This is a genomic window from Microbulbifer sp. SAOS-129_SWC (genome assembly GCF_039696035.1).
Taxonomy (GTDB): Bacteria; Pseudomonadota; Gammaproteobacteria; order Pseudomonadales; family Cellvibrionaceae; genus Microbulbifer.
On sequence record NZ_CP155567.1, the window covers coordinates 1,039,736 to 1,063,444 of the forward strand.

A 23,709-nucleotide genomic window follows, 5' to 3' on the forward strand; every position below is an offset into this window, starting at 1 on the left:
TTTTTGCTGCGCAGGCGCCGGGTTTTGTTGGGCGAACACAAGGTTCGCCCCTACGGAATTAGTTTTGGGAATCGCCCAACTGTAGTGCCTTCCGTGCCACTGTTCGCAGTCGGTAGGGGCGAACTTTGTGTCCGCCCGCGCGGGCCCGAGGCCCGCCCTGCGCATCCGGATCAAACTGCGCGAATGCCATTCAGGTTGCCAAAGCAGGTATCCCGCGCCGTCTGCAGAAAGTCCGCCACATAGGGCTGCTCGCGCGCGTCCTCGCGCACGGCGGCGTAGAGCCGGCTCCACAAACCCTTTTCTCCCAGCTGCAGTGCGGTGACAAAGCCCTTCTGTAAGTACTCGTGCAGCGCCCAGTTCGGCAGCGCGCAGACGCCGCGGCCGCTGGTGACCAGCTGCACCATCATCACCGTGAGCTCGGCGGTGCGGATCTCCGCCGGTTCGACCCCGCCCGGATCGAGGAAGTGCTGGAAGATATCCAGCCGCTCGCGCTCCACCGGATAGGTGATCTGCACTTCGCCGGCGAGATCCGCCGGCGCCACCCACTGCTGCTGTGCCAGCCGGTGTTTGCGGCTCACCGCCAGCACCATTTCGAAACTGAACAGCGGCTCGTAGTGCACCCCCTGCAGGGCTTCATCCGGGTTCGACGTTACCACCAGATCCAGGTCGCCGCGCACCAGCGCCGGCAGCGGGGCGAAATGGAAGCCGCTGGCCAAATCCAGTTCCACCTCCGGCCAGTCGTCGCGGTAGCGGTCCAGGGTCGGCATCAGCCATTGGTAGCAGCTGTGGCATTCGATGGCGATATTCAGGCGCCCGGCCTGGCCCGACGCCAGCCGCGCCAGGTCCCGCTGCGCCTGCGCCACCTGGGGCAGGACACCATCGGCCAGCTGCAGCAGGCGCAACCCGGCACTGGTGAAGCGCAGCGGGCGCGACTTGCGCACGAACAGGGTCTGTTGGTGGCGGTCTTCCAGCTCCCGGAACAGGTGCGAGAGGGCGGACTGGGTCAGGTGCAGCCGCTCGGCAGCGCGCACCATGCTGCCGGTTTCCCGCAGGGTGGTCAGGGCTTTGAGGTGGCGGAGTTCGATCATCTTTAGAAATATTCATGTTCTGGGCAAAAAATATGAAATTGATTGAACATGACGGCCAGCGCAGAATCAACCCCGAATTTCGACAGCTACCGCCGGGTGGGCGGTTGCACTTATGGATTTGGGGAAACTCTGATGGCACAGACACATATTCTCGGCTACCCGCGTATCGGCGCGCAGCGCGAGCTGAAAAAGGCACAGGAAGCCTACTGGCGCGGCGAGATAGCGCAGAGCGAACTGCTGCAGGCCGGCGCGGAGATCCGCCGCGGCAACTGGCAGGCACAGCGCGATGCCGGCCTCGAACGCGTTACCGTGGGCGATTTCGCCTGGTACGACCAGGTACTGAACCACACGCTGATGTTTGGCGCCGTGCCGCGGCGCTTCAGCGAGGGCGCCGCCGACAACAAGCTGGACCAGTACTTCCGCCTGGCGCGCGGCCGCGCGCCGTCCGGCGAGCCGGTGGCGGCCAGCGCGATGACCAAGTGGTTCGACACCAACTACCACTACCTGGTACCGGAGTTCACCGCCGAGCAGGCATTTGCGCTCGATGCCGAATGGCTGCTGGCAGAAGTGCGCGAAGCACAGCAGCAGGGCCATCGGGTCAAGCCGGTGGTGATTGGTCCGCTGACCTACCTGTGGCTGGGCCGCGCCGACGGCGATGCGCTGGCGCTGCTGCCGAAACTGCTGCCCTGCTACCAGCAGCTGTTACAGCAGCTGGCCGCGGCGGATGTCGACTGGGTGCAGATCGATGAGCCGATCCTGGGACTGGATCTGCCGGGCGAATGGCGCGCGGCGTTTGCGCCGGGTTATGCACAGCTCTGCGCTGCGGCTCCGTCCCTCAAATTGTTACTTGCCACCTATTTCTCGCCGCTGCGCGAGAATCTGCCGCTGGTCTTCGGCCTGCCGGTGGCCGGTGTGCATATCGACTGCGTGCGTGCGCCGGAGGAATTACCCGCCGCGCTCGAGGCGCTGGGCGCGGAACAGGTGCTGTCTGTCGGGGTGGTGAACGGGCGCAATATCTGGCGCGCCGACCTCGCCCGGTGGCAGGCCGCGCTGCAGCCGCTGCAACAGCAACTGGGCGAACGCCTGTGGCTGTCCGCCGGCTGTTCGCTGTTGCACTGCCCGGTGGACCTGGACACGGAACAGAAGCTGTTGCCGCCGCAGCGGCAGAAACTGGCCTACGCGCGCCAGAAACTGCACGAGTTACAGCAGCTGCAGGCGCTGTTGCAAAACACCGCGGCTGTGGATAAATCCGCTGTTTCTGCGCCTGTGGATGCTTCGGCGACTGCTGGCGAACTCGCGGATACCTGGCGCCCGCAGCGCTATGTCGAGCGCGCCAAACGCCAGCGCGAACGCCTGCAGCTGCCGCCGCTGCCCACCACGACCATCGGCTCCTTCCCGCAGACCGACCTGTTGCGCCAGACACGCCGCCAGTTCCGCAGCGGCGAACTCAGCGAACAGGATTATCTCGACCATTTGCGCGCGGAAATCGCCGAGGCGGTGCGCCGCCAGGAAATTCTCGGCCTGGATGTGCTGGTACACGGGGAGGCCGAGCGCAACGACATGGTGGAATATTTCGGGGAGCAGCTGCACGGCTTTGTGCATACCGGCAACGGCTGGGTACAGAGTTACGGTTCGCGCTGCGTCAAGCCGCCGATCATCTTCGGCGATATCAGCCGCGCGCAGCCGATGACGGTGGAATGGAGCCGCTACGCGCAGAGCCTGACCAAGAAGCCGGTCAAGGGCATGCTCACCGGCCCGGTGACCATCCTCAACTGGTCTTTCCCGCGCGAGGATATTCCGCGCAGCGAGAGCTGCCTGCAGATTGCCAAGGCGCTGCGGCAGGAAGTGCAGGACCTGGAGGCCGCCGGTATCGGTATTATCCAGATCGACGAGCCGGCCCTGCGCGAGGGTGTGCCATTGCGGGAATCCGGGCACCAGGGCTATTTCGACTGGGCGGTGGCCTGTTTCCGCTACACCTGCGCAACAGTGCAGGCGGAGACCCAGATTCACACGCATATGTGTTACAGCAATTTCAACGCGATCATGGAGGCGATCGTGGCGCTGGATGCGGATGTCATCACCATTGAATCCGCGCGTTCAGACCTGCGCCTGCTGGAGTCGTTCGCCGGTAAGCAGGGCGGCTATCCGAATGAGATCGGCCCGGGTATCTACGATATCCACTCGCCCAATGTACCGGAGCGGGAGGAGCTGGTGGCGCGGTTGCGAAAAGTGGCGGAAGTCATTCCGCGGGAAAAACTGTGGGTCAATCCGGACTGCGGCCTCAAGACCCGCAGCTGGGCCGAGGTGGGTTCCGCGCTGCTGAATATGGTGGAGGCGGCGCGCACGCTGCGCGCCGAGCTGGACGTGACTGAGTCCGCCTGAGCGCAGCAGCGGTTTCTGTAAATCATACCGGCCCTGTGGGCCGGTCAGCCTGCTAACAAAGTCAGGATTTCAGATTCGAAGGCAAAGCGCCAGGCCGGATATTTCGAACCGTCGGCGACAGGGCGTCGCCGCCGGAGCGTACAGGGATGTATTTACAGCGCTTCGAAATACCCGGCCTGGTGATTTGCCGCTCCAGAATTTGATCGAAGCAACAGCCGGGGTTTACCAGCTAGCCGAACTGCGTTCTCGCCCGGTATTTAGCGGGCTAGCGCAGGGCGGCGAGCTGTTCTTCCACGGCCGCGTCGCAGAAGACCGGGCGGCCGGCGACGAAAGTCGCGCGCACGCTGCCGTCTTCGCCCAGCACCGCCAGGTCGGCAGCCTTGCCGGCGGCGATGGAACCGGTGCGATCGTCGATGCCGAGGAATTTGGCCGGCGACAGGCTCGCCATATGCACCGCATCGCGTAAATCGATGCCGGCCAGTTGATGCAGGTTGGCGGCGGCGCGCTCGAGGGTCAGGGTGCTGCCGGCGAGGGAGCCGCTGTCGGTGCGGGCAACGCCGGCCTCGAGGTTGATGTCCATCTTGCCAAGCTGGTAGCGACCGTCCTGCAGGCCGCCGGCGTTGATGCAGTCGCTGATCAGCGTCACCCGCGACGGGTCTTTCAGTTTGCAGATCATCTGCAGGATCGCGGGGTGCAGGTGCACGCCGTCGGCGATCACTTCCACATTGGCGTCGTGCACCAGCACCGCACCGGTGCAACCGGGCTCGCGGTGGTGGATACCGCGCATACCGTTGAATACATGCACGCCACCGCAGGCGCCGGCCTCCAGCGCGCCGCGGGTCTGGTCATAGGTGGCATCGGTATGGCCGATCATGACCTTTACGCCGCGGGATTTCAGGTAGGGAATAATATCCATGGCGCCGTCCACTTCCGGTGCCAGGGCCACAACTTTGAGTTCGCCGCGGGAGGCCTCCAACAGGGCATCCATGCGCTCCCTGGTTGGCGCGAGGAAGTAGTGGTCGTTGTGGGCGCCCTTGTGCGCACTGGCAAAAAACAGGCCTTCGCTGTAACCGCCGAGCACCTGCGCCCCGGGCTGGTTCGACTGCGCGGCGCGGCCGAGATTGTCCATCGCGGCCAGGGTTTCCTCCCAGCTGCTGGTGACAGTGGTGGCGAGGAAACCGGTGACCCCGTGTTGGGCCAGCGAGCGCGAGATGGTGGCGATGGCCTCGGGGGTGGCGTCCATCACGTCGCAACCTTCACGCCCGTGGATATGCAGGTCGATCAGCCCCGGCAACAACGTCGTTCCAGGCAGCTCGATGACCGGGATGTCGCGGTCCGCTGTGGCGGTAATAGCGGCGATACGGCCGTTATCGATACGCACGCAGTGGCCGCTGATTTCCGCCGACTCGGTAAAAATTTTTGCCGGCCGCAGGGTGTAACTGTCGGGATACATCGTCAAAATTCCATTGTCTGGCGGGCGAGCAGGGCGGCGCCGCGGGCGCCACTGGCATCGCCAAATTTCGGTGGTGCGATCACCGGGGCGTGGAAACCGGCAAACAGGTGACGCTCTATCGCTTGGGGTAAATCGCGATATATTTCCTCGATACAGGACAGGCCGCCACCCAGCACGATGATGTCCGGATCATAGGCCTTTACCAGGTTGGCAAAGGCGGCGCCGAGCAGGTCCATATGGATTTCGCGCGTGGCGATGGCGTTTTTGTCGCCGGCGCGCCAGCGCTCGACCAGTTCCGGTGCGCTGAGGGACTCCCCGCAGAGATGGCGGTGCAGGTTGGCGAGGCCGGGACCGGCGATATAGGGCTCGAGGCAGCCACTGAGGCCGCAGCCGCAGTCCAGCAGTGGCAACTGATATTGTTCGCGCAGGGAAGCGGGCAGGGGGTGGTGCCCATACTCGCCGGCAATGCCCTGGCGGCTGCGGTACAGGTTGCCGTCCAGCACCAGCCCGCCCGCGGCACCGGTGCCCAGCACCGCGCCGTACACATGGGCGTAACCCGCACCGGCGCCACCGTGAGCTTCCGAGAGCGCAAACAGGCGGCAGTCATTCTCCACCACCACCGGGCGCTTCAGACGCGCGGCCAGTGTCTCGGCCACATTCCTGCCCGTGGCGCAGGGGACATTGGCGGAAAGCGAGTGGCCTTCGGCGTCGATCACCCCGGGCATGCCGATTCCGACAACGCCCTGGCAACCGTGTTGCCGGTCCGCGCTTTCAATCAGGTTGACCAGTGTGTCGATAAACGCCTGGAAGTCATCGACGGGCGTTGCGGTGCGCTGGCTGTCCAGCTTGCGCAGGGCGCCATTGAAACAGGTGAGCTCGATCTTGGTGCCGCCGATATCCAGTCCGTAAATCAAATTGTTTCCTACCCTGCGAGCTTGTAAATAATCACGCCCTGCACCACCCGATTGACCTCGCCGGTGGGGCAGGGGTTGTCGGGCGTGATACCCAGGTCAAGGGATTTGTAGAAGGCCAGCAGCTGCGCAAAAACGATGTAATACAGTGCGAGCCAGGCTTCCCCAAGTTCGGACATGCTGGCGAATCCCGCCGGGCAGACGATCCAGTCGGTCGTACCATCGCGCTGCAGCTCCGCCAACAGGTCGTTGTCGTAGCGGCGGCAGTGGGGGTCGTTGCTGTGCAGCAGCACGACCTGTGTCGCCCCGTCGACTATCGACTTGGGGCCGTGGCGGAAACCCAGCGGGCTCTCCGCGTAACAGTCCACCTTGCCGGCGGTGAGCTCGAGCATTTTCAGCGCGGCTTCGGTGGCGATGCCCTTCAACCCGCCCGCGCCGAGGAAGACCACACGCTTAAAATCTCTTCGGGCCAGCGCCTGGATATCCTCGAGGCGTGTATCCAGCAAGCCGCGGGTCAGTGCGGTCAGCGCCGGCAATTGTTCCGGCTGTGGAGTAAAAACTTCCAGCGTGGCCAGCAGCATGGAGGTGAAGCTGCTGGTCATGGCGAAGCTCTGGTCGAGGGTCTCCTCCGGCATCAGCAGTGAATAACTGTTGTCACTGCCGTGGGCGCGTGCGGCCAGTTCGCCGTCGCGGTTACAGGTGATGACCAGATGATAGCAGCTGTCCACGCACTGGTTGGCGAGGTCATAGGCACCGACACTCTCCGGGCTGTTGCCGGAGCGGGCATAGGAGACCAGCAGGGTCGGTGCATGGCGCAGAAAATGGTCGTGCGGATTGCTCACCAGGTCGGTGGTGCTGATGGCTTCGACGCGGCGCTCCATGACCCGGGTGAGGTGGGGCGCAAGGGTTTCCCCCGCATAGGCCGAGGTGCCGGCACCGGTGAGGATGATGCGCAGATCACTCTGCAGCAGCAGTGGCTGCAGCCATTGATTCAGCGTTGTGCGCTGACCGTTGACCAGCGCGGCGGTGCGCTCCCAGGCATCCGGTTGCTGGGCAATCTCGCGTGCAGTGTGCTCTCCACTATTTCGACGCAGCGTGGTGGGATCGATATTCAGGGTTTTATACATCGTTATTATCCTGTTTCTGCTTCCAGCAGGCGTTGGCGTAGGCCGCAGTCACCTGGCGAATGCGGGCTTTGATCAGTGCGCGGGGCTCGTTGTCGGCGTACCCCCGGCGCACCAACCGGTATTCCTCCGGGAAAAACTGGCTCAGTAATGGCAGCGGAATGGCGCTACCCGCAAGATTGTCCAGCAGCCGTGTCACGGCCTCCTCGATGGCCTTGTCGGGCCAGTAATAGCGGATGCGGTCACTGTAACTATAGCGTCGGTACAGCGGCTGCTTTTCCTCTGCCACGTCATAAAAACTCTGCCAGTAGCGGGGTTCCGCCTGCATGCGGGATTCACACACGGTGCGCAGGGCGGACTTTTCCTTAATTTCCGGCAGCTCGTCTTCAATATAGCTGAGGGCAAACAGCGCTTCGCGCAGGGCAAAGGTCAACTGCGGGCCCACCTTGAGGATCGCGAAGTGATCCCTGACCAGCTGATTGTAGTTTTCCGCGGTCTGGTAATCGGTGGAGTGGGCTTCGAAGGCAATGCCGTCGGTTTCCTGCGCCAGCCGCTTCAGTTGCCGGGCTTTCTGCGGCTGGTAGTCGATCACCGAGGTGTGGTCGAACTCCACCCCGGGCTGGACCACGAGACCGATCACCCGGGACCAGGCCCGGTCGAGTTCGCGGCGGGCAAAGGCGCCGCGGTGCAATTCGATCGTGTTGCGCGCGTGGGCCGGCGAGGTCACTTCGAGATCGGTAATTTCCTCTTTGGCGCCACCGGGCGGGGGGACCTCGGTACCGATGATGTACTCCACGGTGTCCGGCGTACCGCGCTCGGCGGCGGCATTTTCTGCGACGCGGCACAGGTCAGCCGCGCGTTCGGCAATGATTTCATCGGCCAGCGGCAGCTGATCGTCGATGCAGGGCATGCTGCAGTCAAGGTGGATCTTGGTAAAGCCGGCGCGCACGTAGGCCGCCACCAGGTCACCTGCCTTGGCCATGGCATCGCGGGCGGGCTCTGCCTGCCAGCAGACCGGACCCAGGTGGTCGCCGCCGAGAACGATTGTGGAAGGATCGAGCCCCACGCGCGCGGCGAGCGTCATCACATAGTCAAAAAAATCCGCCGGCCGCATACCGGTATAGCCACCGAACTGGTTGACCTGGTTGGCGGTGGCCTCGATCAGGAGCGGAGTGCCATCGGCCCGGGCCTGCTCCATCGCGGCTTCCAGGACCAGGCCGTGGGCGGAGCAGATCGCGTAAATGCCTTGCGGGGCGCCGTCGAGGTTTGCCCTGATCAACTGCTGCAGCATGTTAAATCCTTTTCGGTCATTCTTATTTAACGGGCAGTTGAAGACGTAGTCTTCCACTGCCTACTAACCCGGCCGTGGAGGGCCGGGCGGCAAATCTAGCACCTGAGTGCTTGATTGGTCGTGGCGGGCCTGCGGACACGTGCCGTCAACCCGGGTTGAAAAGTTTGTCAGTCGACGATGACGACCCTGACGCCGGCTTCGGTCATTACCTTGTGAAATGCCTCGGGTATTCCGCTATCGGTGATCAGCACGTCGAGTTCACTGAAATCACAGATCTTGTGCACGCCGGAGCGCGTGAACTTGGAAGAGTCGGTCACCGCAATCACCTGGCGGGCAACCTTGCACATCAGCCGGTTCAGGTTGGCCTCGTATTCGAAGTGGGTGGTGATACCACCCTGGAAGTCGATGCCATCCACGCCGAGGAAGACCTTGTCGAAATGGAAACACTGCAAGGTGTCTTCCGCGGCGCGGCCGTAAAACGACAGGGATTTCTTGCGCAGCGTGCCGCCGGTCATCAATACCTCCACACCGTCGGCATCCACCAGTTGCTGGGCCACGTTGAGGCCGTTGGTCATGACCACCAGCTGGCGGAACTGGTGTAACTGGTGGGCGATTTCAGCCGTGGTGGTGCCGGAATCCAGAATGATGGTGTCCTGCTCGCGGATTTCCCGTGCCGCGGCAGCGCCGAGGCGGCGCTTGATGTCGAGATGCTCGGTCACCTTCTCCCGCATCGACAGCTCCTGGCTTACCCGATTGCTGGCCACCGCGCCCCCGCGGGTGCGCACCAGCAGCCCCTTCTGGTCCAGGTAGTTGAGGTCGCCACGGATGGTCACCGTCGAAACCCCGTACTTTTCCGCCAGATCCGGAACCTGGACGCGCCCCGCATCCAGGGTGGTCTGCACGATGTCGTGTCTGCGCTCAATAGTGTTGGTGGTCATGGATCGTTCTTTCGCAAGGTTTGCCGGCATTTTACGTTACTTTTGCAAGCTTTCAAAATAAATTTATTTTTCGAAGTTCTTTCGTTTGTGTAAATTGCTTCAAAAACAAGGGTTTGCCGGCTTCTTCCTGTATGTGTAGTCCGGCTGAGAGTCTATAGTGAAAGCTTGTGAAGCATTTTTTTGTTGAGCACTGAGTTTCGCTTGGTTATTGTCTTATTCCATCGAACACCGCATCGCTGGAGCAGAGGTAAAAATAAATGAGTGAAATAAATCGTCGAAAGTTTTTGAAAGCCGGCCTGACTGCAGCGGCGGTGGCGTCCGCCGCGGGCTGTTCCACCGCCGCGACCAGCAGGCCTTCTGCCGGGGGCAGCGCCCGCGCCAAGGGCCAGAAATCAGTGGCGGGGCTGGTAGTGCCGCGCATGGATACGGTCCGGGTTGGCCTGATCGGGCTGGGGCAGCGCGGTGTCGGCCACGTGACCCATATGGCCAGTCTCGACGGTGTGGAGATCAAGGCGCTCTGCGACACCGACCAGCAGGTGCTGGACCGCGCCTTCAATATCGTGGTGAAGGCCGGGCGACCCAAGCCCGCCACCTACGGCAAGGACAAGTACGCCTACCGCGACATGCTCGATCGCAACGATATCGACATCGTGATCATCGCCACCCCCTGGCACTGGCACACGCCGATGGCGGTGGACACCATGCTGCGGGACAAGCACGCCTTTGTGGAAGTGCCGGCGGCAACCACGCTCGAGGAATGCTGGCAGCTGGTAAACACGGCGGAGAAGACGCAGAAGAACTGCATGATGATGGAGAACTGCTGCTACGGCCGCGACGAGCTGATGGCGCTGAACCTGGTGCGCATGGGCATGCTCGGTGACCTGCTCCACGGCGAGGGGGCCTATCTCCACGAGCTGCGCTGGCAGATGAAGCAAATTGACCGCATGACCGGTTCCTGGCGCACCAAGTGGCACACCCTGCGCAACGCCAACCTCTACCCGACCCACGGCCTGGGGCCGATCGCCCAGTACATGGGGGTCAATCGCGGCGACCGGTTCGATTATCTCTCTTCCATGAGCAGCCCGGCGCTCGGCCGTGCGCAGTATGCCCAGCGCGAATTCCCGGCGGATCACCCGCTCAACCAGGCCAAGTACATCTGCGGCGACATGAACACCAGCCTGATCAAGACAGTGAAAGGCCGCACCATCATGGTCCAGCACGATACCACCACGCCGCGCCCCTATTCCCGCCGCAACCTGATCATGGGCACCAACGGCGTGTTTGCCGGTTATCCCAACCGTATCGCGCTGGAAGAGGGCGGCCGCAAGGAATACGAAGAGTGGGATCTCGACATGGATTACTGGTACGACAAGTACGACCACCCGCTGTGGCGCCGCATGGGTAAGGAAGCCGAGCGCGCCGGCGGCCACGGCGGTATGGACTTCGTCATGCTGTGGCGAATGATCTACTGCCTGCGCAACGGCCAGCCGCTGGATCAGGACGTGTACGACGCGGCCGCCCTGTCTTCGGTGATTTCCCTGTCCGAAGCGTCGGTGGCCGACCGCGGCAACAGCAAGGACTTCCCCGACTTCACCCGCGGCGGTTGGCAGGCGCGCGAGCCGCTGGGCATCGTCAGCTAACACGATAACCCCATCCCGGCCAGGGAAGGTCGAACAACTTTTTAACCGTTATTTGCCTGTTTCAGGCGATAGGGCCGCTGTACGCCTGCTGTATGTGCGCCGCGCCCGATTACAACCACACACGATAATAAACTGGGTATGTAATTATGTTCGACAAAAAGAGAAAGACACTGAGTTTGGTGATCGGTGCGCTGGTCGTGGCATCGCAAGCGGCGGTAGCTCAGGACACCGATATCGACGAGAGCAAGGTGGACGACGACGCAACCGCGGCTGGTTCTGTCGAAGAGGTGCAGGTCACCGGTATTCGCAGCAGTATCAAGAGTTCCCTGGATATCAAACGCGACTCGATCAACGTGGTTGATTCCATCGTTGCCGAGGATATCGGCAAGTTCCCGGACCAGAATATCGCCGAGGCGTTGCAGCGTATGAGTGGTGTCACCATCACCCGCAACGCGGGCGAGGGCCAGAAGGTCACCGTGCGCGGTCTCGGCGGTGACTACAATGTGACCACCATCAACGGTCGCCGCATGGCTTCGGAAGACAGCAGCCGTAACTTCAATTTTGACCTGATCGCCTCGGAACTGCTCAAGGGCGTGGAGGTTTATAAATCCCCGGTGGCCAAGACCCAGGAGGGCGGCATCGGCTCGGTGATCAATATCCAGACCCGCCGCCCGATGGATTTCCCCGGCCTGGTGGCGCAGGCGTCGGTAAAAGGTATTTATGAGGACCGCACCAGGGACACCAACCCGCAGGCCTCTTTCCTGGTCAGCGATACCTTTCTCGATGGCAAATTCGGCGCGCTGCTGACCGGTGTCTACTCCGAGCGTACCCTGCGTACCGACGGTTACTACGGCAGTGGTTTCTACAACGAGGGGGCGGAAGACTGGATGACCGTGCGCCAGGACGTGAACGGCGACGGTGAGTTTGACCCGGCCGTGGACAACGAATACGGCAGTGTTATTCCCGGCTATGTGCAGTTCCGCAACTGGCAGGATACCCGCAAGCGCATCGGCGCCAACCTGGCATTGCAGTGGCGCCCGCGCGACGATGTTGAAGTCAACTTCGATGGTATCTACTCCTCCTATGACACCAACGGTGAGGAGTCCCAGGCTTCCTTCGTGACTTACGATGAATACTGGACCCCCGGGGTGCCCAGTGTCGGCGACCTGCAGTTCAACAAGGATGGCCTGGTCAATGCGCTGACGTTGACTGACGGTGCCATGGTGGAGATTCTGAATACCACCACGCCGCGCAACACCCAGACTTACCAGGTGGGCACCAACGTGGCCTGGGATGTCAGTGATAATTTCCGCGTGGCGATGGATATTTCCCACTCCGAAGCGGAGAGCCGCAACACCGGTGACAACCGCTATGTGGTAGTGCGCGGTTTTGTCGATCAGGTTCGCATCGACGCGTCCAAGGGCAACTATCTTCCCGACGTGACCATGACCCCGGCCCTGAGCTACGACTCACCGTTCGGCGCGCACTACAGCTGGAACTCCGGCAGTACCATCAAGGATGCGGTGTCCGAATTCCGTCTCGATGCAGACTGGTCGCCGCAGCACGGCCTGTTCAACTCGGTGAAATTTGGCCTGAACTTCGGTGACCATGGCAAAGACCGTATCGCCTACGCCTCCACCAATCCGTCGATGTTCAGTAACGGTGGCTACTACTTCCAGTCCTACCCGGGCTTCAATCCGGACCTGTCGACCGTAGAAACCATCAACGGCCTGCAGTTCTTCCGCCTGCCCGCCGATGTGATGCAGGCGCCGCGCTTCGACAACTTCCTCGAAGGCGAGTCGAGCAAGCTGCCGGCGCCCTGGCCCAGCTTCGACTACGACAAGCTGATGGCCTACTACGAGGGCATCAGCCCGCAGGGTGCGGCACTCGTGCGTGCCACTTACCAGCCGACCCAGTCGTTTGACGTCGGTGAAACGACAATGGCCGCCTATCTCCAGGGCGATATCGATACGACCCTTCTGGACCGCCCGTTGACTGCCAACTTCGGTCTGCGTGTGATCCAAACATCCGTGGACAGCCGCGGCTACTCCCTGGATCCGGGTGAAGTGAAGCTGGAATCCGATCCGAATGCCGGCGTCAAGGTGGTGGGTGAACTGGCGGACTACCAGCACAAGATGGACTTTGGCGATTCCTATGTGGATGCGCTGCCCAGCATGAACCTGAAGTGGAACCTGACCGACGAGCTGGTGTATCGCCTCGACCTCGCCCAGGTCATCACGCGCCCGAGCGTCGATTCACTGCAGGCGTACAGCTACCTCGACCTGAACAAGTTCCAGTTGCACACCGCCAATCCGGGGCTCGAGCCGATGCGTGCGAACCAGCTGGATACCTCGCTGGAGTGGTATTTCTCCGACTACGGCGCTCTGACCAGCACCCTGTTCTTCAAGGATATCAATTCCTTTACCGAGTACGGTCGCAACGGTAGCAAGACCATCGATGGTTACGACTTCGATGTCTACAGCTCGGTGAATGGCGACCAGGGGGCGATGGTCCGCGGTGCGGAACTGACTTACCAGCAGTCCCTGAGCGATATCCTGCCGGCGCCGCTCGACGGTTTCGGGGTGCAGGTCAACTACACCTACGTCGACAGTGAGTACGACGATCCTGAGCGCCGCAAGGCGGGCCTGCCTTTTGTCGGCATGCCGCAGAACTCGTATAACGCCGTCCTGTATTACGAGAAAGACGGCGCCCAGGCACGTCTGGCGTACAACTGGCGCGGCAAAGTGTTGGTCAACCCGGCAGACTGGGGCGGCCCCAGCTGGGATTCGGCCTACGGCCAGCTGGACTTCAGTGCGGACTACGATGTGACCGACAATTACAACATCAGCCTGAGTGTCACCAACCTCACCAACCAGCGTAACTGGGGGTACGTGATGCGTCCGAACCAGGTCAGCCACCTGGAGCGCTATGGCCGAACCATCAATCTGGGTGCCAGCGCCCATTTCTGATACTCCAGTAAACCGCCCGGCGCCGCACTGGCGCTGGGCCCTTTTTACCGGTGATATCGAGGTGTCGATGTGAGTACTGCAACCACGCAAGCTGTGGCCCCGGCGGCCAGTCGAAGCAGCCTGTTGCCGATGAGTGTTATCGGTATGCTGTTTTTTATCTTCGGGTTTGTGACCTGGCTCAATGGATCACTGATCCCATTTCTGAAAATTCTGTGTGACCTCAACAGTTTCGAGGCACTGTTCGTTACCTTTGCTTTTTATATCGCCTATACCGTGTTGGCGTTACCCATGTCCCTGATCCTGCGCCGCACCGGCTACCGTGACGGTATGGCGATCGGGCTGGCGATCATGGGCGTATCATCGCTGGTATTCATTCCCGCAGCGGAGATGGGAAGTTTCGTCATTTTCCTGCTTGCGCTGTTTGGCCTGGGCGCGGGACTGACGATCCTGCAGACGGCGTCAAACCCCTATGTGGTGAAGATCGGTCCGGCGGAGAGCGCCGCGACCCGTATCGCGATCATGGGGATCATCAATAAAAGCGCCGGGGTGCTCGCGCCGCTGGTATTTACCGCCCTGGTGTTGTCCGGGTTGTCCGATTTCAACTCACAGGCGGTTGCGCAGCTGGCCGGTGCCGAGCGCGAGGCCATGCTGGCGGATGTCGCCAATCGCCTGGTCATGCCGTATGTCTACATGGCGGTGCTGCTGTTCCTACTGGTGGGCTTGGTGAAGTTTTCCCCCCTGCCGGAAATCGACGAGGACATCGCCGACGATTCGGAGGGGCGCTCCCGGGTCTGGAAGTTTCCCCAGGTCGTATTGGGGGCGCTGGCACTGTTTGCCTATGTGGGTGTGGAAGTGATTGCCGGCGATACCATCGGGCTTTACGGTGAATCGCTGGGAGTCGTGAATTTTGGCTCACTGACCTCCTACACCATGGTATTCATGGTGCTCGGTTATCTGCTGGGCGTACTATTTATTCCGCGCCGCATCAGCCAGGCACAGGCACTCGCCGGCTCGGCGATCGCCGGTGGCCTGTGTGTGCTGGGTATCGTATTCAGTTCGGCGCACAGTAGTGCTATCTCTGCGGCCATCTGGGGCTGGAGCGGCATTCCCCCGGTGCCGGATACGGTTTTCTTTGTCGCCTTGATGGGCTTGGCCCACGCGCTGGTGTGGCCGACAGTCTGGCCGCTGGCACTCCATGGGCTCGGCAGGTTTACGGCACAGGGCTCGGCACTGCTGATCATGGGCATCGCGGGGGGCGCGGTGATTCCGCTGGCGTTTGGCAAGATCGGAGAAGTAAGCGGCGCTGTCGTCAATGGTTACTGGATCGCGCTTCCCTGTTACCTGTTCATCCTTCATTACGCGCTGAAGGGCCACAAAATGCGGTCCTGGTAGTGCGTTTGGCGCCGGGAACCCGGCGCCTGCACGGTTTAGCTCTCTCTTGACTGGTTTCCAGCCCTCCTTGTGAGGGTTTTTTTGCGCGCCCCGGCGCCGTGGCGATACCGGGGCAAGGGAGGGCGCTTAGCCGTCTGCCTCGCAGTCCCTCGTCATATTTTCGTTGCGGTCGGCGTGCACGATGATGTTGTCCTCGATACGCACGCCGCCGAACGGGCGCAATTCCTCGACCCTTTCCCAGTTCACTTCGCCGGCCAGCTCGGTGCGCTTCAGGTCGCCGAGCAGGCTGTCGATAAAGTAGAGACCCGGCTCGATGGTGAACACATGGTTGGCTTCCACAGTGCGGGTGGTGCGCAGGAACGGGTAGTCTGCCGGCGGCGGGGTGGTACCGCCTTCCGGACCAGCCTGGTGGCCGCCCACATCGTGCACCTGCAGACCGAGGAAGTGGCCGAGGCCGTGAGGCATGAAAGTGCCGGTGAGGCCGGATTCCGCCGCGCCCTGCGCCGAGGTCTTGATCACACCGAACTGCTCCAGCAGCTGGCCGATCTTCAGGTGGCACTCGCGGTGCAGATCCGGGTAGGGCAGGCCGGGTTTCAGGCCGGCTACCAGCTCCTGTTCCTTCTCGTGCATGGCGGCTACCAGATCGGCGAAATCGCCGTCGCGATAGGCGTAGCTGCGGGTGATGTCGGCACAGTAGCCGTGGCAGTCGGCACCGGCGTCGATCAGGAAGCTGCGGCGCTCGCTCTCCGGCAGGCGCCCGGTGGCCAGGTGGGTGTAGTGGAGTATCGCCCCATGCTCGTTCAGGCCGACGATGTTGCCGTAGGGCATCTGGTTTTCGCCCTGGCCGGCGGCCTGCAGGTAGGCCAGATTGATCTCGAATTCGCTGGCGCCGCTGCGGAACGCCGCTTCGGCGGCGCGGTGGGCCTTGACCGCAACGCGGTTGGCTTCGCGCAGGCAGGCCATTTCATACTGGGTCTTGCCGGCGCGCGCCCAGTGCAACCGTGCAATCAGCTGTTCGGGATTGGGGGCGCCGAGCTCCCAGCCGTCGAGGCCGTCGGTCTCGCCAATAAACGCTGCGCCTTCCGCGCTGAGATGCTGGCGCGCGTCGTCCGGCTTGCTCAGCAGCTCGATGTCGAACTCGTCGCTCCAGAAAGTTTGCGGTGCGGGCGGTACATAGTGCCAGAAGTCTACCGGGCGGTAGAACAGCAGCTTGGGCTTCTGCCCGCGGCGGTAGATGACCCAGCTGTGCGGGTTGTCGGTGACCGGCACCAGCGCCTTGAACTGCGGATTGACGCGGAAGGGGTAGTAGTTGTCGTCGAGGAACTGCACTTTGGGGCGGCCGCTGAAGACATTCAGGGTGTCGAATCCGCACTGGTCGAGAATTTCGTCGTAGCGGTGGCGCAGGGTGGCCAGGTGCTCGGTGAAAAGCTGCTTGTCCATGGTTGTCCTTGGCTGGGAGGTGTGAATCGAACAATCCCCATAGTGTATAGTCATAAGCTTGGATATTTGGCCTGATTTTCGACTATGCAAAAGAAGATACTGCTGACCGATTGCCCGGACGCCAAAGGACTGATCGCCAAGATCACCAATATCTGTTTCAAGCACCAGCTCAACGTCACCAAGAATGACGAATTTGTCGATCGCGAGCAGGGGCGCTTTTTCATGCGTACGGCACTGGAAGGCAACTTCAACGATGCGACGCTGCTCGAAGACCTGGATATGGCGCTGCCCGAGGGCGCCGAGCGGCGCCTGGTAGCCAGCGGGCGCAAGCGCCTGGTGCTGATGGTCACCCGCGAGTCCCACTGTCTCGGCGATATCCTGATAAAGTGTTACGCCGGCGCGCTGGACGCGGAGATCGCCGCAGTCATCGGCAATCACCCGGATCTGGGCGCGCTGGTGGAAAAATTCGATATCCCGTTTCACTGCCTGCCGGCGGAAGGCCTCGATCGCACCCGACACGAGGCGCAGGTCATTGCGCTGGTGGATGAGTACCGGCCGGATTACCTGGTGCTCGCCAAGTACATGCGGGTACTGACGCCGGACTTTGTGACCCGCTATCGGCGCCGCATCGTCAACATACACCACTCTTTCCTGCCGGCGTTTGTCGGGGCCAGGCCCTACCAGCAGGCGTTTATGCGCGGAGTGAAAATTATCGGTGCCACGGCCCACTTCGTTACTGATGATCTGGATGAGGGGCCTATCATCGAGCAGGATATTACCCGCGTCGATCACGGCCATTCGGCCGCCGACATGGCTGCCGCGGGGCGGGACGTGGAAAAACTGGTGCTGTCGCGCGCGCTGGAGTTGCTACTGCAAGAGCGTGTATTTATCCACGGCAACAAGACAGTGGTCTTCAAATGATAAGCGGGCACCGGTTTATTTGAGTAGAGCCTCCAATGCGGGGCCGATTTGATGGAGGTTCGATTTTGAAAGCAAGTGTCATGCCCGGAAGTGTGCGCATGTTCGGTATCGGTATTTGCACTGCGGCGGTATTGCTGTTGTCCGCTTGTGCCAGTGATGCGCCACTGCCGATTCCGGGACTGAAAGAGTCCTTCGATACCGAGATTGCGGCCAATGGGGCCAAACGGTTTACCTTTTCGCTGGAAATGCAGCGCCGGGATATTCCGGCACCGTATACCGAGCGGGATCGTAACCGCGCGCGTATGGGGAGCAGTGCCGACATGGCCGGGCACCCGGGCGGGCGGCAGCCCGGCCTGCAGTTCGATCGCGCGCTCAAAGAGAAGCTCATTGAAACCGGCTTCTGCCGCGACGGTTATTTCGAGCTGGAGCGCACGGTATCCCGTTTTCGCGGCGAGGTGCGCGGTGAATGCCGCGAGGGCGCGGGCTAGGCCTGCCGCCCATCACACCCGCACATTTGTTGCGGGTGCATCACTTTCCGGCCCGTTTCATCCCCTGCCAACCGGCTGACAACGAGCCAGTGATCCCCCGCGTTCCTTCGGCGAATCACCGTTGAGCACCGCGCTTTGCCGTCGCCGATGATTGATCACCTGCGCCTCCCCGGACAATGCAAATTAGCAATCTTCATTTTTGGGTATCTAGTGGATGCCGGGTGAGCTGGCGCGCACTCTGTCTTTCTATCATTTCCGATAATTATTTTAAAAAATGACAATGTGATAATTTTCTCGTCTTCAATCGATGTCGATAAATTTGACGCCAGTTTCTTGTGCTGTTAAAAATTAATGCTATCTATTGACCTGATTGTAATAAAATATTTTACAGTTCGGTGTGGCGGGTTTTCGTGTCCTTTACGATCGCCAATAACCACCGTCAACAATAAAAAAGAAACGGGATCTGGTTACTCGATCCTCTCTCCACCGGTAACCGGGCTTACTGAAGCTGTCAGTTTCCCCAAAAATATTTGAATACCGGGGATCGAATAAGAAAGGAAAACAATGGAAGTCGAATTTACGATTCTCTCGGATCGTCGAGAGGGGCTGTTGCGCGAGTTGGGGAATGTCATCATCCAGAGCGGTTTCTCCCTCCTACGCCAGCGCATGTCGACAGTGGATGTGGGGGTGCAGCTTTGGCTGCGGGTCAGTGGCCGTGAGGACCGGTTGCTCGAACTGGAAGAGCGCTTGGGTAGTCACCGATTGGTGCTGAGCTTTGAAAGTGAGCACCAGGTTACGAGTGGTAAGCCCAAAGCCGCGCCGGCGCCGAGACCGGCGGCGGCTGCGAAAAGGCCGGCGCAGGGTGCGGGCAGCAATCTGCGCAGCGGCGGCACCGCCGGGCCGGCGGTAGGCCAGGTCGAGGCCGAGCTGCCCGGCCTGGCAAAAGAATATCCGCGCATCTTCCCGCGCCTGCTGGGGTTGCAGGGCAAATTACCGGATGGACAAAAGTCGTCCAGTATGGAATTTGCCGGTCGCCGGGTCGGAAGTTGGGTATACAAACGAGATTACGCATTGGGTGGCAAGCTGGATCTCTCCAGTGCGCTGAAACAGATAGCACTGCCGGCGCTGCGCAATATCCTGTCTGCGGATCTGAAAGAAAACTCGGTACGGGTAAAGAATAACCCCCTGTGTATGCCCGGCAGCCGTTGCCGCAATGGCGAATTCTTTTGTGGGTTTCTACACGGGCTGCTGGACGAGTCCGGTGTCGGGGGGCAAATCACCGTGCGGGAAATCTACTGTCGCAGCGACGGGGCGGAAGACTGTGTTTTTGAGGTTGTCAATTGAGTCGGGGTTGGGCTTTTACATTACATAAAAAATAATCGGCAGCGTATCTGCAAAGGGGATATTCGATGATTGCACATTACAATCTGGTCTTGGTGAGTCTTTCATACCTGGTATCAGTACTGGGGTCCTTCACGTCATTGCAATTGGCCATTGCCATTCCCCAGGCGCAGCCGGGGCGAGATAAACGCAATGCAATTCTGGCCGCGGGTACGGCCATGGGAGGCGGGGCCATCTGGGCGATGCATTTTATTGCCATGCTGGCTTTTAAGATGGATATGCCGGTGGCATACGATACCTTTATTACCTTGATATCTGCACTGATCGCGATCGCATCCTGTTCCATTGGACTGGCGATAGCCGGGTCAGGCGTTTTCAGTCTGGAAAAACTGCTGCCAGCAGGAATATTCATGGGGTGTGGTGTCGCCGGTATGCACTACACCGGTATGGCCGCCATGCTGATGCCAGCGGAAATTCACTACGACCTGAATATCCTGATGGTCTCGGTAATTATCGGTGTGGTCGCCTCCTGTGCGGCCCTGTGGCTGGCTTTTCATATGCGCGGGCAGTGGCAGATGTTCGGCAGTGCGATGATCATGGGCATAGCGGTATGTGGTATGCACTATACCGGTATGGTCGCGGCCAGCTATAGCGGCACCGATGTCATCCGCGAGGCAACCTTTGCCGGTGCCCTGAGCGGCGAATACCTTGGGGTCTCGATCTTTTTGATCAGCGTGGCGCTGTTGCTGTTTGCGCTCACTATCACGCAAGCGCGCCGCCGTCGCCGTGCGGCACTGGCTATCTGAAATCACTCTCACAGGTGGATGTTGAAAGGCCGGGATTTTCCCGGCCTTTTTTTGTCTGTGCAGCGAGAGCAGCCTCCGGTTTGAACGTTTGTACCACCTTTTTGTTCTGCGCGATTTGTCCTGCCTTGCCCCGCCTCTGATCAACGCTGCGCTGGTGGCTTGTCTCCATCTAACTCTCTATGTGATCTGCTTCACGTTTCCCTCCGTACACAGTCATAGTCGCATCCGGACCGGGGCTTTACCGGGTGTACTTCCTGTTCTGAAAACCGGGGAATGCACATGTTCGAACAATACAACCTGCAGCTGGTGCTGCTCTCCTACATAATATCCGCAATGGGGTCGTACGCGGCGCTGCAGCTCGTCACTGCGATTCCGGCTGCGGCGACTCGCGTGGAACGGCGCCGCGCGATACTGCTGGCCGGCGTGGTGCTGGGCGCCGGTGCGATATGGTCGATGCACTTTGTCGGCATGCTCGCTTTCAATATGGGCATGACCGTGTCCTATGACGTGCTGGGCACCCTGGCTTCGGTACTGGTTGCGGTCGTCGCCTGTACGCTGGGGCTGGCGATTGTGGGTACCGGCGAGTTCAATTTTGACAAGCTGTTACCGGCGTCTGTGTTTATGGGGGCCGGCGTGGCCGGTATGCATTACAGCGGTATGGCGTCGATGCTGATGCCGGCGGAAATCGACTACGACCTCAATATCCTCATCATTTCTGTCCTGATCGCCGTTGTAGCGGCCTGCGCGGCGCTGTGGATGGCGTTCAATATGCGCGGAACCTTGCAGAAGCTCGGCAGTGCCCTGCTGATGGGAGTGGCCGTGTGCGGGATGCACTATACCGGCATGGCGGCGGCCACTTACCGGATGACCGGCGTGATGCCGGAAGCCGGGTGGGCAGGCGCCCTGAGCGGGGACTATATCGAGGTGTTTGTGGGCACCATCGTCGTGGCAATCGCGGTACTCACTTTGGGGGTGATGCGTTGGTATCGGCAGCGGCCGCTGTTGGCGGTGTAACGCCACGATAGCGGGAGTAGAGAAGCGCTGGTTACGCTATTGATGGGCTTCAATGTTCTCGCTGGCTCAGAGTGTGCGAGTCGGTGTGCCATCTTTAGCACCGGATTGGCGCGCTTTGCTCAGGGTTGCGTCCAGAATACGTTTTGCTATCAGCGTATTCGGGTGGTCTTTGCCCAGCTGCTGTGCGAGGTCGCGATAACTGGCTTGAAGGAGTGTCAGCGCTTCATCGTAGCGCTGCTCCAGGGCATACAGTCGCCCCAGCTTGTATTGGGTCTGCAGGGTCTCTATGTTTTTTGCTCCCAGAATTGCCTTTCGGGACTTGTATACCTGCAGAAACAGCTTTTCCGATTCGCGATAGCGATGTAATCCCCGGTAGGTATCCGCGAGGTTATGCATGGATCGCAAGGTTTCAGGATGAATTTCGCCCAGCACTGCTTTGGCCAATTCAATATGTCGTAGTAGTAGGGGTAAGGCGGCAGTGAATTTTCCGCGGGTCTCCAGTAATGAGGCCAGGTTGGAGAGGCAAGCTAATGTCGTAGTGTTCTTCTCTCCCAACACGCTTTGCGAGCGCTGATAACATTCCCGGTAGTACCTTTCTGCGGGGTCATAGTGTTCAAGCCAGTGGTTTATCACGCCGAGATTGCTTACAGCGCGCAGGGTATTCGGATGATCTTTGCCATAGAAAGTCTCAGTCGCGTGGTAAAGGTCGGTGAACTCTTTTAGTGCGCCTTCGAGGTCCCCGGCTATCTGCAGCGCGCTCGCATATCGGTTCAGCACGTCCAGCTTGAGGGCCGGCTCCGGAGGCTGGAGACCGTTCGCGAGTTTCAGTGTTTGGCGAGCGAGGGCGAGCTGCTCTCTGGTCCGATTCTGGAGATGATATAGGTCGCTTACCGCGAGTAGGATCCGCAGTTGCTCGTGGGGGTCTTTTACCTCTCCGTCTCGCACCCCTTGCAAGGCGCGTTGCAGGTGGAATTCGGCTTCTGGTAGTAGCCCCAGCTGCGTATACGAGCTGCCGATGACGCGTCGCAGCGACGCGACGACCTCTCCCTCGCGCTTGGCCTCTATATCGTCGCTCTTGAGCTGTTCCGCCGCGTGGTCGAGCATTTCCCGCACTGTGATCTCTCGGCCCTGGGCTTTGTCGGGATCAATGCCGGAAAACATTTGTTCGAGAAATTTCGAGATGGTGCCGGCTCGGGCGAGTTGCTGTTGTGCGAAGTCTCGCTGATTTTTCAGGCTTGCAGCCTGTTTGATCAGGACAGATCCGAACATAATGATGGCAGCGACGAGCAAGATCATGGCCGCGCTGGCAAGCCGGTTTCGGGACATAAAGCGGGAAACCAGATACCCCCAGGATGCCGGCCTGGCGCTGACCGGGCGCTTCTGCAGATAATTGGCAATGTCCTTTGACAGCAGCGAAGCTGATTGATAGCGGCGGCCGGGTTCACGCCGCAATGCCATCAGCGTGATATTGTCCAGGTCACCGCGCAATTGCCGGGCCCAGCGCAGCTGTGGCTGGCGAACCTGATCGGTGGCACTGCTACTGACCCCGGCGGGAAAATGCGAAACGCTGGGCGGTTGCGGATCCTGGCTGAGGATGGACTGGAGGACGGCATGTGCCGGTGTCTCCTCACGCTCGAAGGGCCGATTTCCCGTGAGTAACTCGTAGAGCACGACACCAAGTGCATACACATCACTGGCGGTACTCACCGGTTCACCCCTCAAGTGCTCGGGGCTGGAGTAGTGAGGTGTCAGCATCAGCGCAGCCACCGTCGTTTCCGGTCCCTGCTTTGTAATACTGGAATTTTCCAGAACCTTGGCGATACCGAAGTCCAGGAGCTGGGGCTCTCCCTGCGTATTGACCAGGATGTTGGAAGGCTTGATATCCCTGTGTACCACCAGGTATTGGTGGGCGTAGTCCACCGCATTGCATACCTTGCGGAAAAGCTCCAGGCGGCGTTGAAGGCTCAATTGGTGGCGTTGGCAGTAGCTGGTGATCGACTCACCCTCGATATACTCCATTACCAGGTAGGGTATGCCTTCGGCGGTATTTCCGCCGTCCAGCAAGCGGGCGATGTTGGGGTGTTCGAGAGCCGCAAGTATTTGTCGCTCATTGCGAAACCGGGCCTCGATGTCATCGCCGCGCAGGGTATGGTGGCGAATGAGCTTGATCGCAACGCGCTTACTGAAAGCCCGATCTCCGCGCTCACCCAGGTACACGTCACCCATGCCGCCGCGCCCTATCGGGCCGATTACCCGGTAGGCGCCCAGCATGGTACCGGTTGGCAGCTCTGGGGCGTCGATCAGCTGCTTCGCCGCATTCTCTACAATCTTTGCGGCGGGCAGGTCATCCGTGCACTGCTCCAGCAGCGATTCAACCGCCTGGCGGAGTGTGTTGTCACCGTCACAGGCGCGTTTCAGAAAGGTGTTGCGCTCGTGGTCCGGCTGCTCAAGCGCTTCGTTAAAGAGCGCCTCGATTTTTCCCCAATTGCAAGATTCCATTTCTGTCCCAAG

General features: G+C 60.6%; 17 protein-coding genes. 9 read left to right on the top strand and 8 right to left on the bottom strand.

Annotated elements, in window-relative coordinates:
• Positions 1-170: 170 nt before the first annotated feature.
• Complete coding sequence (locus ABDK11_RS04415) at positions 171-1,088, bottom strand: LysR family transcriptional regulator (RefSeq protein ID WP_346839090.1); 918 nt, start codon at positions 1,086-1,088, stop codon at positions 171-173.
• A 132-nt stretch (positions 1,089-1,220) separates the two neighbouring features.
• On the opposite strand from ABDK11_RS04415, the gene metE reads away from it, so the two are divergent.
• Positions 1,221-3,470 carry a 5-methyltetrahydropteroyltriglutamate--homocysteine S-methyltransferase gene (gene metE, locus ABDK11_RS04420; RefSeq protein WP_346839091.1) on the top strand — a complete coding sequence of 750 codons (2,250 nt, stop codon included), beginning with the start codon at positions 1,221-1,223 and terminating at the stop codon, positions 3,468-3,470.
• A gap of 265 nt (positions 3,471-3,735) precedes the next feature.
• On the opposite strand, the gene nagA is transcribed toward metE, so the two are convergent.
• The 5 genes from nagA to agaR form a co-directional block, all read right to left on the bottom strand.
• On the bottom strand, positions 3,736-4,923 hold the full coding sequence (gene nagA, locus ABDK11_RS04425) for an N-acetylglucosamine-6-phosphate deacetylase (protein ID WP_346839092.1): 1,188 nt from the start codon (positions 4,921-4,923) through the stop codon (positions 3,736-3,738).
• 2 nt (positions 4,924-4,925) lie between these two features.
• Positions 4,926-5,837, bottom strand: coding sequence for an ROK family protein (locus tag ABDK11_RS04430; RefSeq protein ID WP_346839093.1), 912 nt, complete (start codon positions 5,835-5,837; stop codon positions 4,926-4,928).
• An 8-nt stretch (positions 5,838-5,845) separates the two neighbouring features.
• The gene (locus tag ABDK11_RS04435) at positions 5,846-6,961 is read right to left on the bottom strand and encodes an SIS domain-containing protein (RefSeq protein ID WP_346839094.1); all 1,116 of its coding nucleotides are present in this window, start codon (positions 6,959-6,961) and stop codon (positions 5,846-5,848) included.
• Positions 6,954-8,249 carry a D-tagatose-bisphosphate aldolase, class II, non-catalytic subunit gene (locus tag ABDK11_RS04440; RefSeq protein ID WP_346839095.1) on the bottom strand — a complete coding sequence of 432 codons (1,296 nt, stop codon included), beginning with the start codon at positions 8,247-8,249 and terminating at the stop codon, positions 6,954-6,956. The genes ABDK11_RS04435 and ABDK11_RS04440 overlap by 8 nt, the downstream gene beginning before the upstream one ends.
• A 167-nt stretch (positions 8,250-8,416) precedes the next feature.
• Positions 8,417-9,187, bottom strand: a complete 771-nt coding sequence (agaR, locus tag ABDK11_RS04445; RefSeq protein ID WP_346839096.1) for a transcriptional repressor AgaR — start codon at positions 9,185-9,187, stop codon at positions 8,417-8,419.
• Positions 9,188-9,444: 257 nt separating this feature from the next.
• On the opposite strand from agaR, the gene ABDK11_RS04450 reads away from it, so the two are divergent.
• From ABDK11_RS04450 to ABDK11_RS04460, 3 genes are all read left to right on the top strand, one after another.
• Positions 9,445-10,827, top strand: a complete 1,383-nt coding sequence (locus ABDK11_RS04450; protein WP_346839097.1) for a Gfo/Idh/MocA family oxidoreductase — start codon at positions 9,445-9,447, stop codon at positions 10,825-10,827.
• Between the two features lie 146 nt (positions 10,828-10,973).
• A complete protein-coding gene (locus ABDK11_RS04455) occupies positions 10,974-13,796 on the top strand; it encodes a TonB-dependent receptor (RefSeq protein WP_346839098.1) in 2,823 nt (940 codons plus the stop codon).
• A 69-nt stretch (positions 13,797-13,865) separates the two neighbouring features.
• A complete protein-coding gene (locus ABDK11_RS04460; RefSeq protein ID WP_346839099.1) occupies positions 13,866-15,188 on the top strand; it encodes a sugar MFS transporter in 1,323 nt (440 codons plus the stop codon).
• Positions 15,189-15,314: 126 nt separating this feature from the next.
• On the opposite strand, the gene pepQ is transcribed toward ABDK11_RS04460, so the two are convergent.
• A complete protein-coding gene (gene pepQ / locus ABDK11_RS04465; protein WP_346839100.1) occupies positions 15,315-16,628 on the bottom strand; it encodes a Xaa-Pro dipeptidase in 1,314 nt (437 codons plus the stop codon).
• An 84-nt stretch (positions 16,629-16,712) separates the two neighbouring features.
• Here pepQ and purU point away from each other — a divergent pair, with 84 nt between their 5' ends.
• The 5 genes from purU (at position 16,713) to ABDK11_RS04490 (ending at position 21,198) form a co-directional block, all read left to right on the top strand.
• On the top strand, positions 16,713-17,549 hold the full coding sequence (gene purU / locus ABDK11_RS04470) for a formyltetrahydrofolate deformylase (RefSeq protein ID WP_346839101.1): 837 nt from the start codon (positions 16,713-16,715) through the stop codon (positions 17,547-17,549).
• Between the two features lie 65 nt (positions 17,550-17,614).
• Complete coding sequence (locus tag ABDK11_RS04475) at positions 17,615-18,037, top strand: hypothetical protein (protein ID WP_346839102.1); 423 nt, start codon at positions 17,615-17,617, stop codon at positions 18,035-18,037.
• A 564-nt stretch (positions 18,038-18,601) separates the two neighbouring features.
• On the top strand, positions 18,602-19,381 hold the full coding sequence (locus ABDK11_RS04480; RefSeq protein ID WP_346839103.1) for a hypothetical protein: 780 nt from the start codon (positions 18,602-18,604) through the stop codon (positions 19,379-19,381).
• Between the two features lie 65 nt (positions 19,382-19,446).
• Complete coding sequence (locus ABDK11_RS04485) at positions 19,447-20,184, top strand: MHYT domain-containing protein (protein WP_346839104.1); 738 nt, start codon at positions 19,447-19,449, stop codon at positions 20,182-20,184.
• 279 nt (positions 20,185-20,463) lie between these two features.
• Positions 20,464-21,198, top strand: a complete 735-nt coding sequence (locus tag ABDK11_RS04490) for an MHYT domain-containing protein (protein ID WP_346839105.1) — start codon at positions 20,464-20,466, stop codon at positions 21,196-21,198.
• A 66-nt stretch (positions 21,199-21,264) separates the two neighbouring features.
• Here the strand turns inward: ABDK11_RS04490 and ABDK11_RS04495 are convergent, their stop codons facing one another.
• Positions 21,265-23,697: a serine/threonine-protein kinase gene (locus tag ABDK11_RS04495; protein WP_346839106.1), complete on the bottom strand. Its 2,433-nt coding sequence runs from the start codon at positions 23,695-23,697 to the stop codon at positions 21,265-21,267.
• Positions 23,698-23,709: the final 12 nt, after the last annotated feature.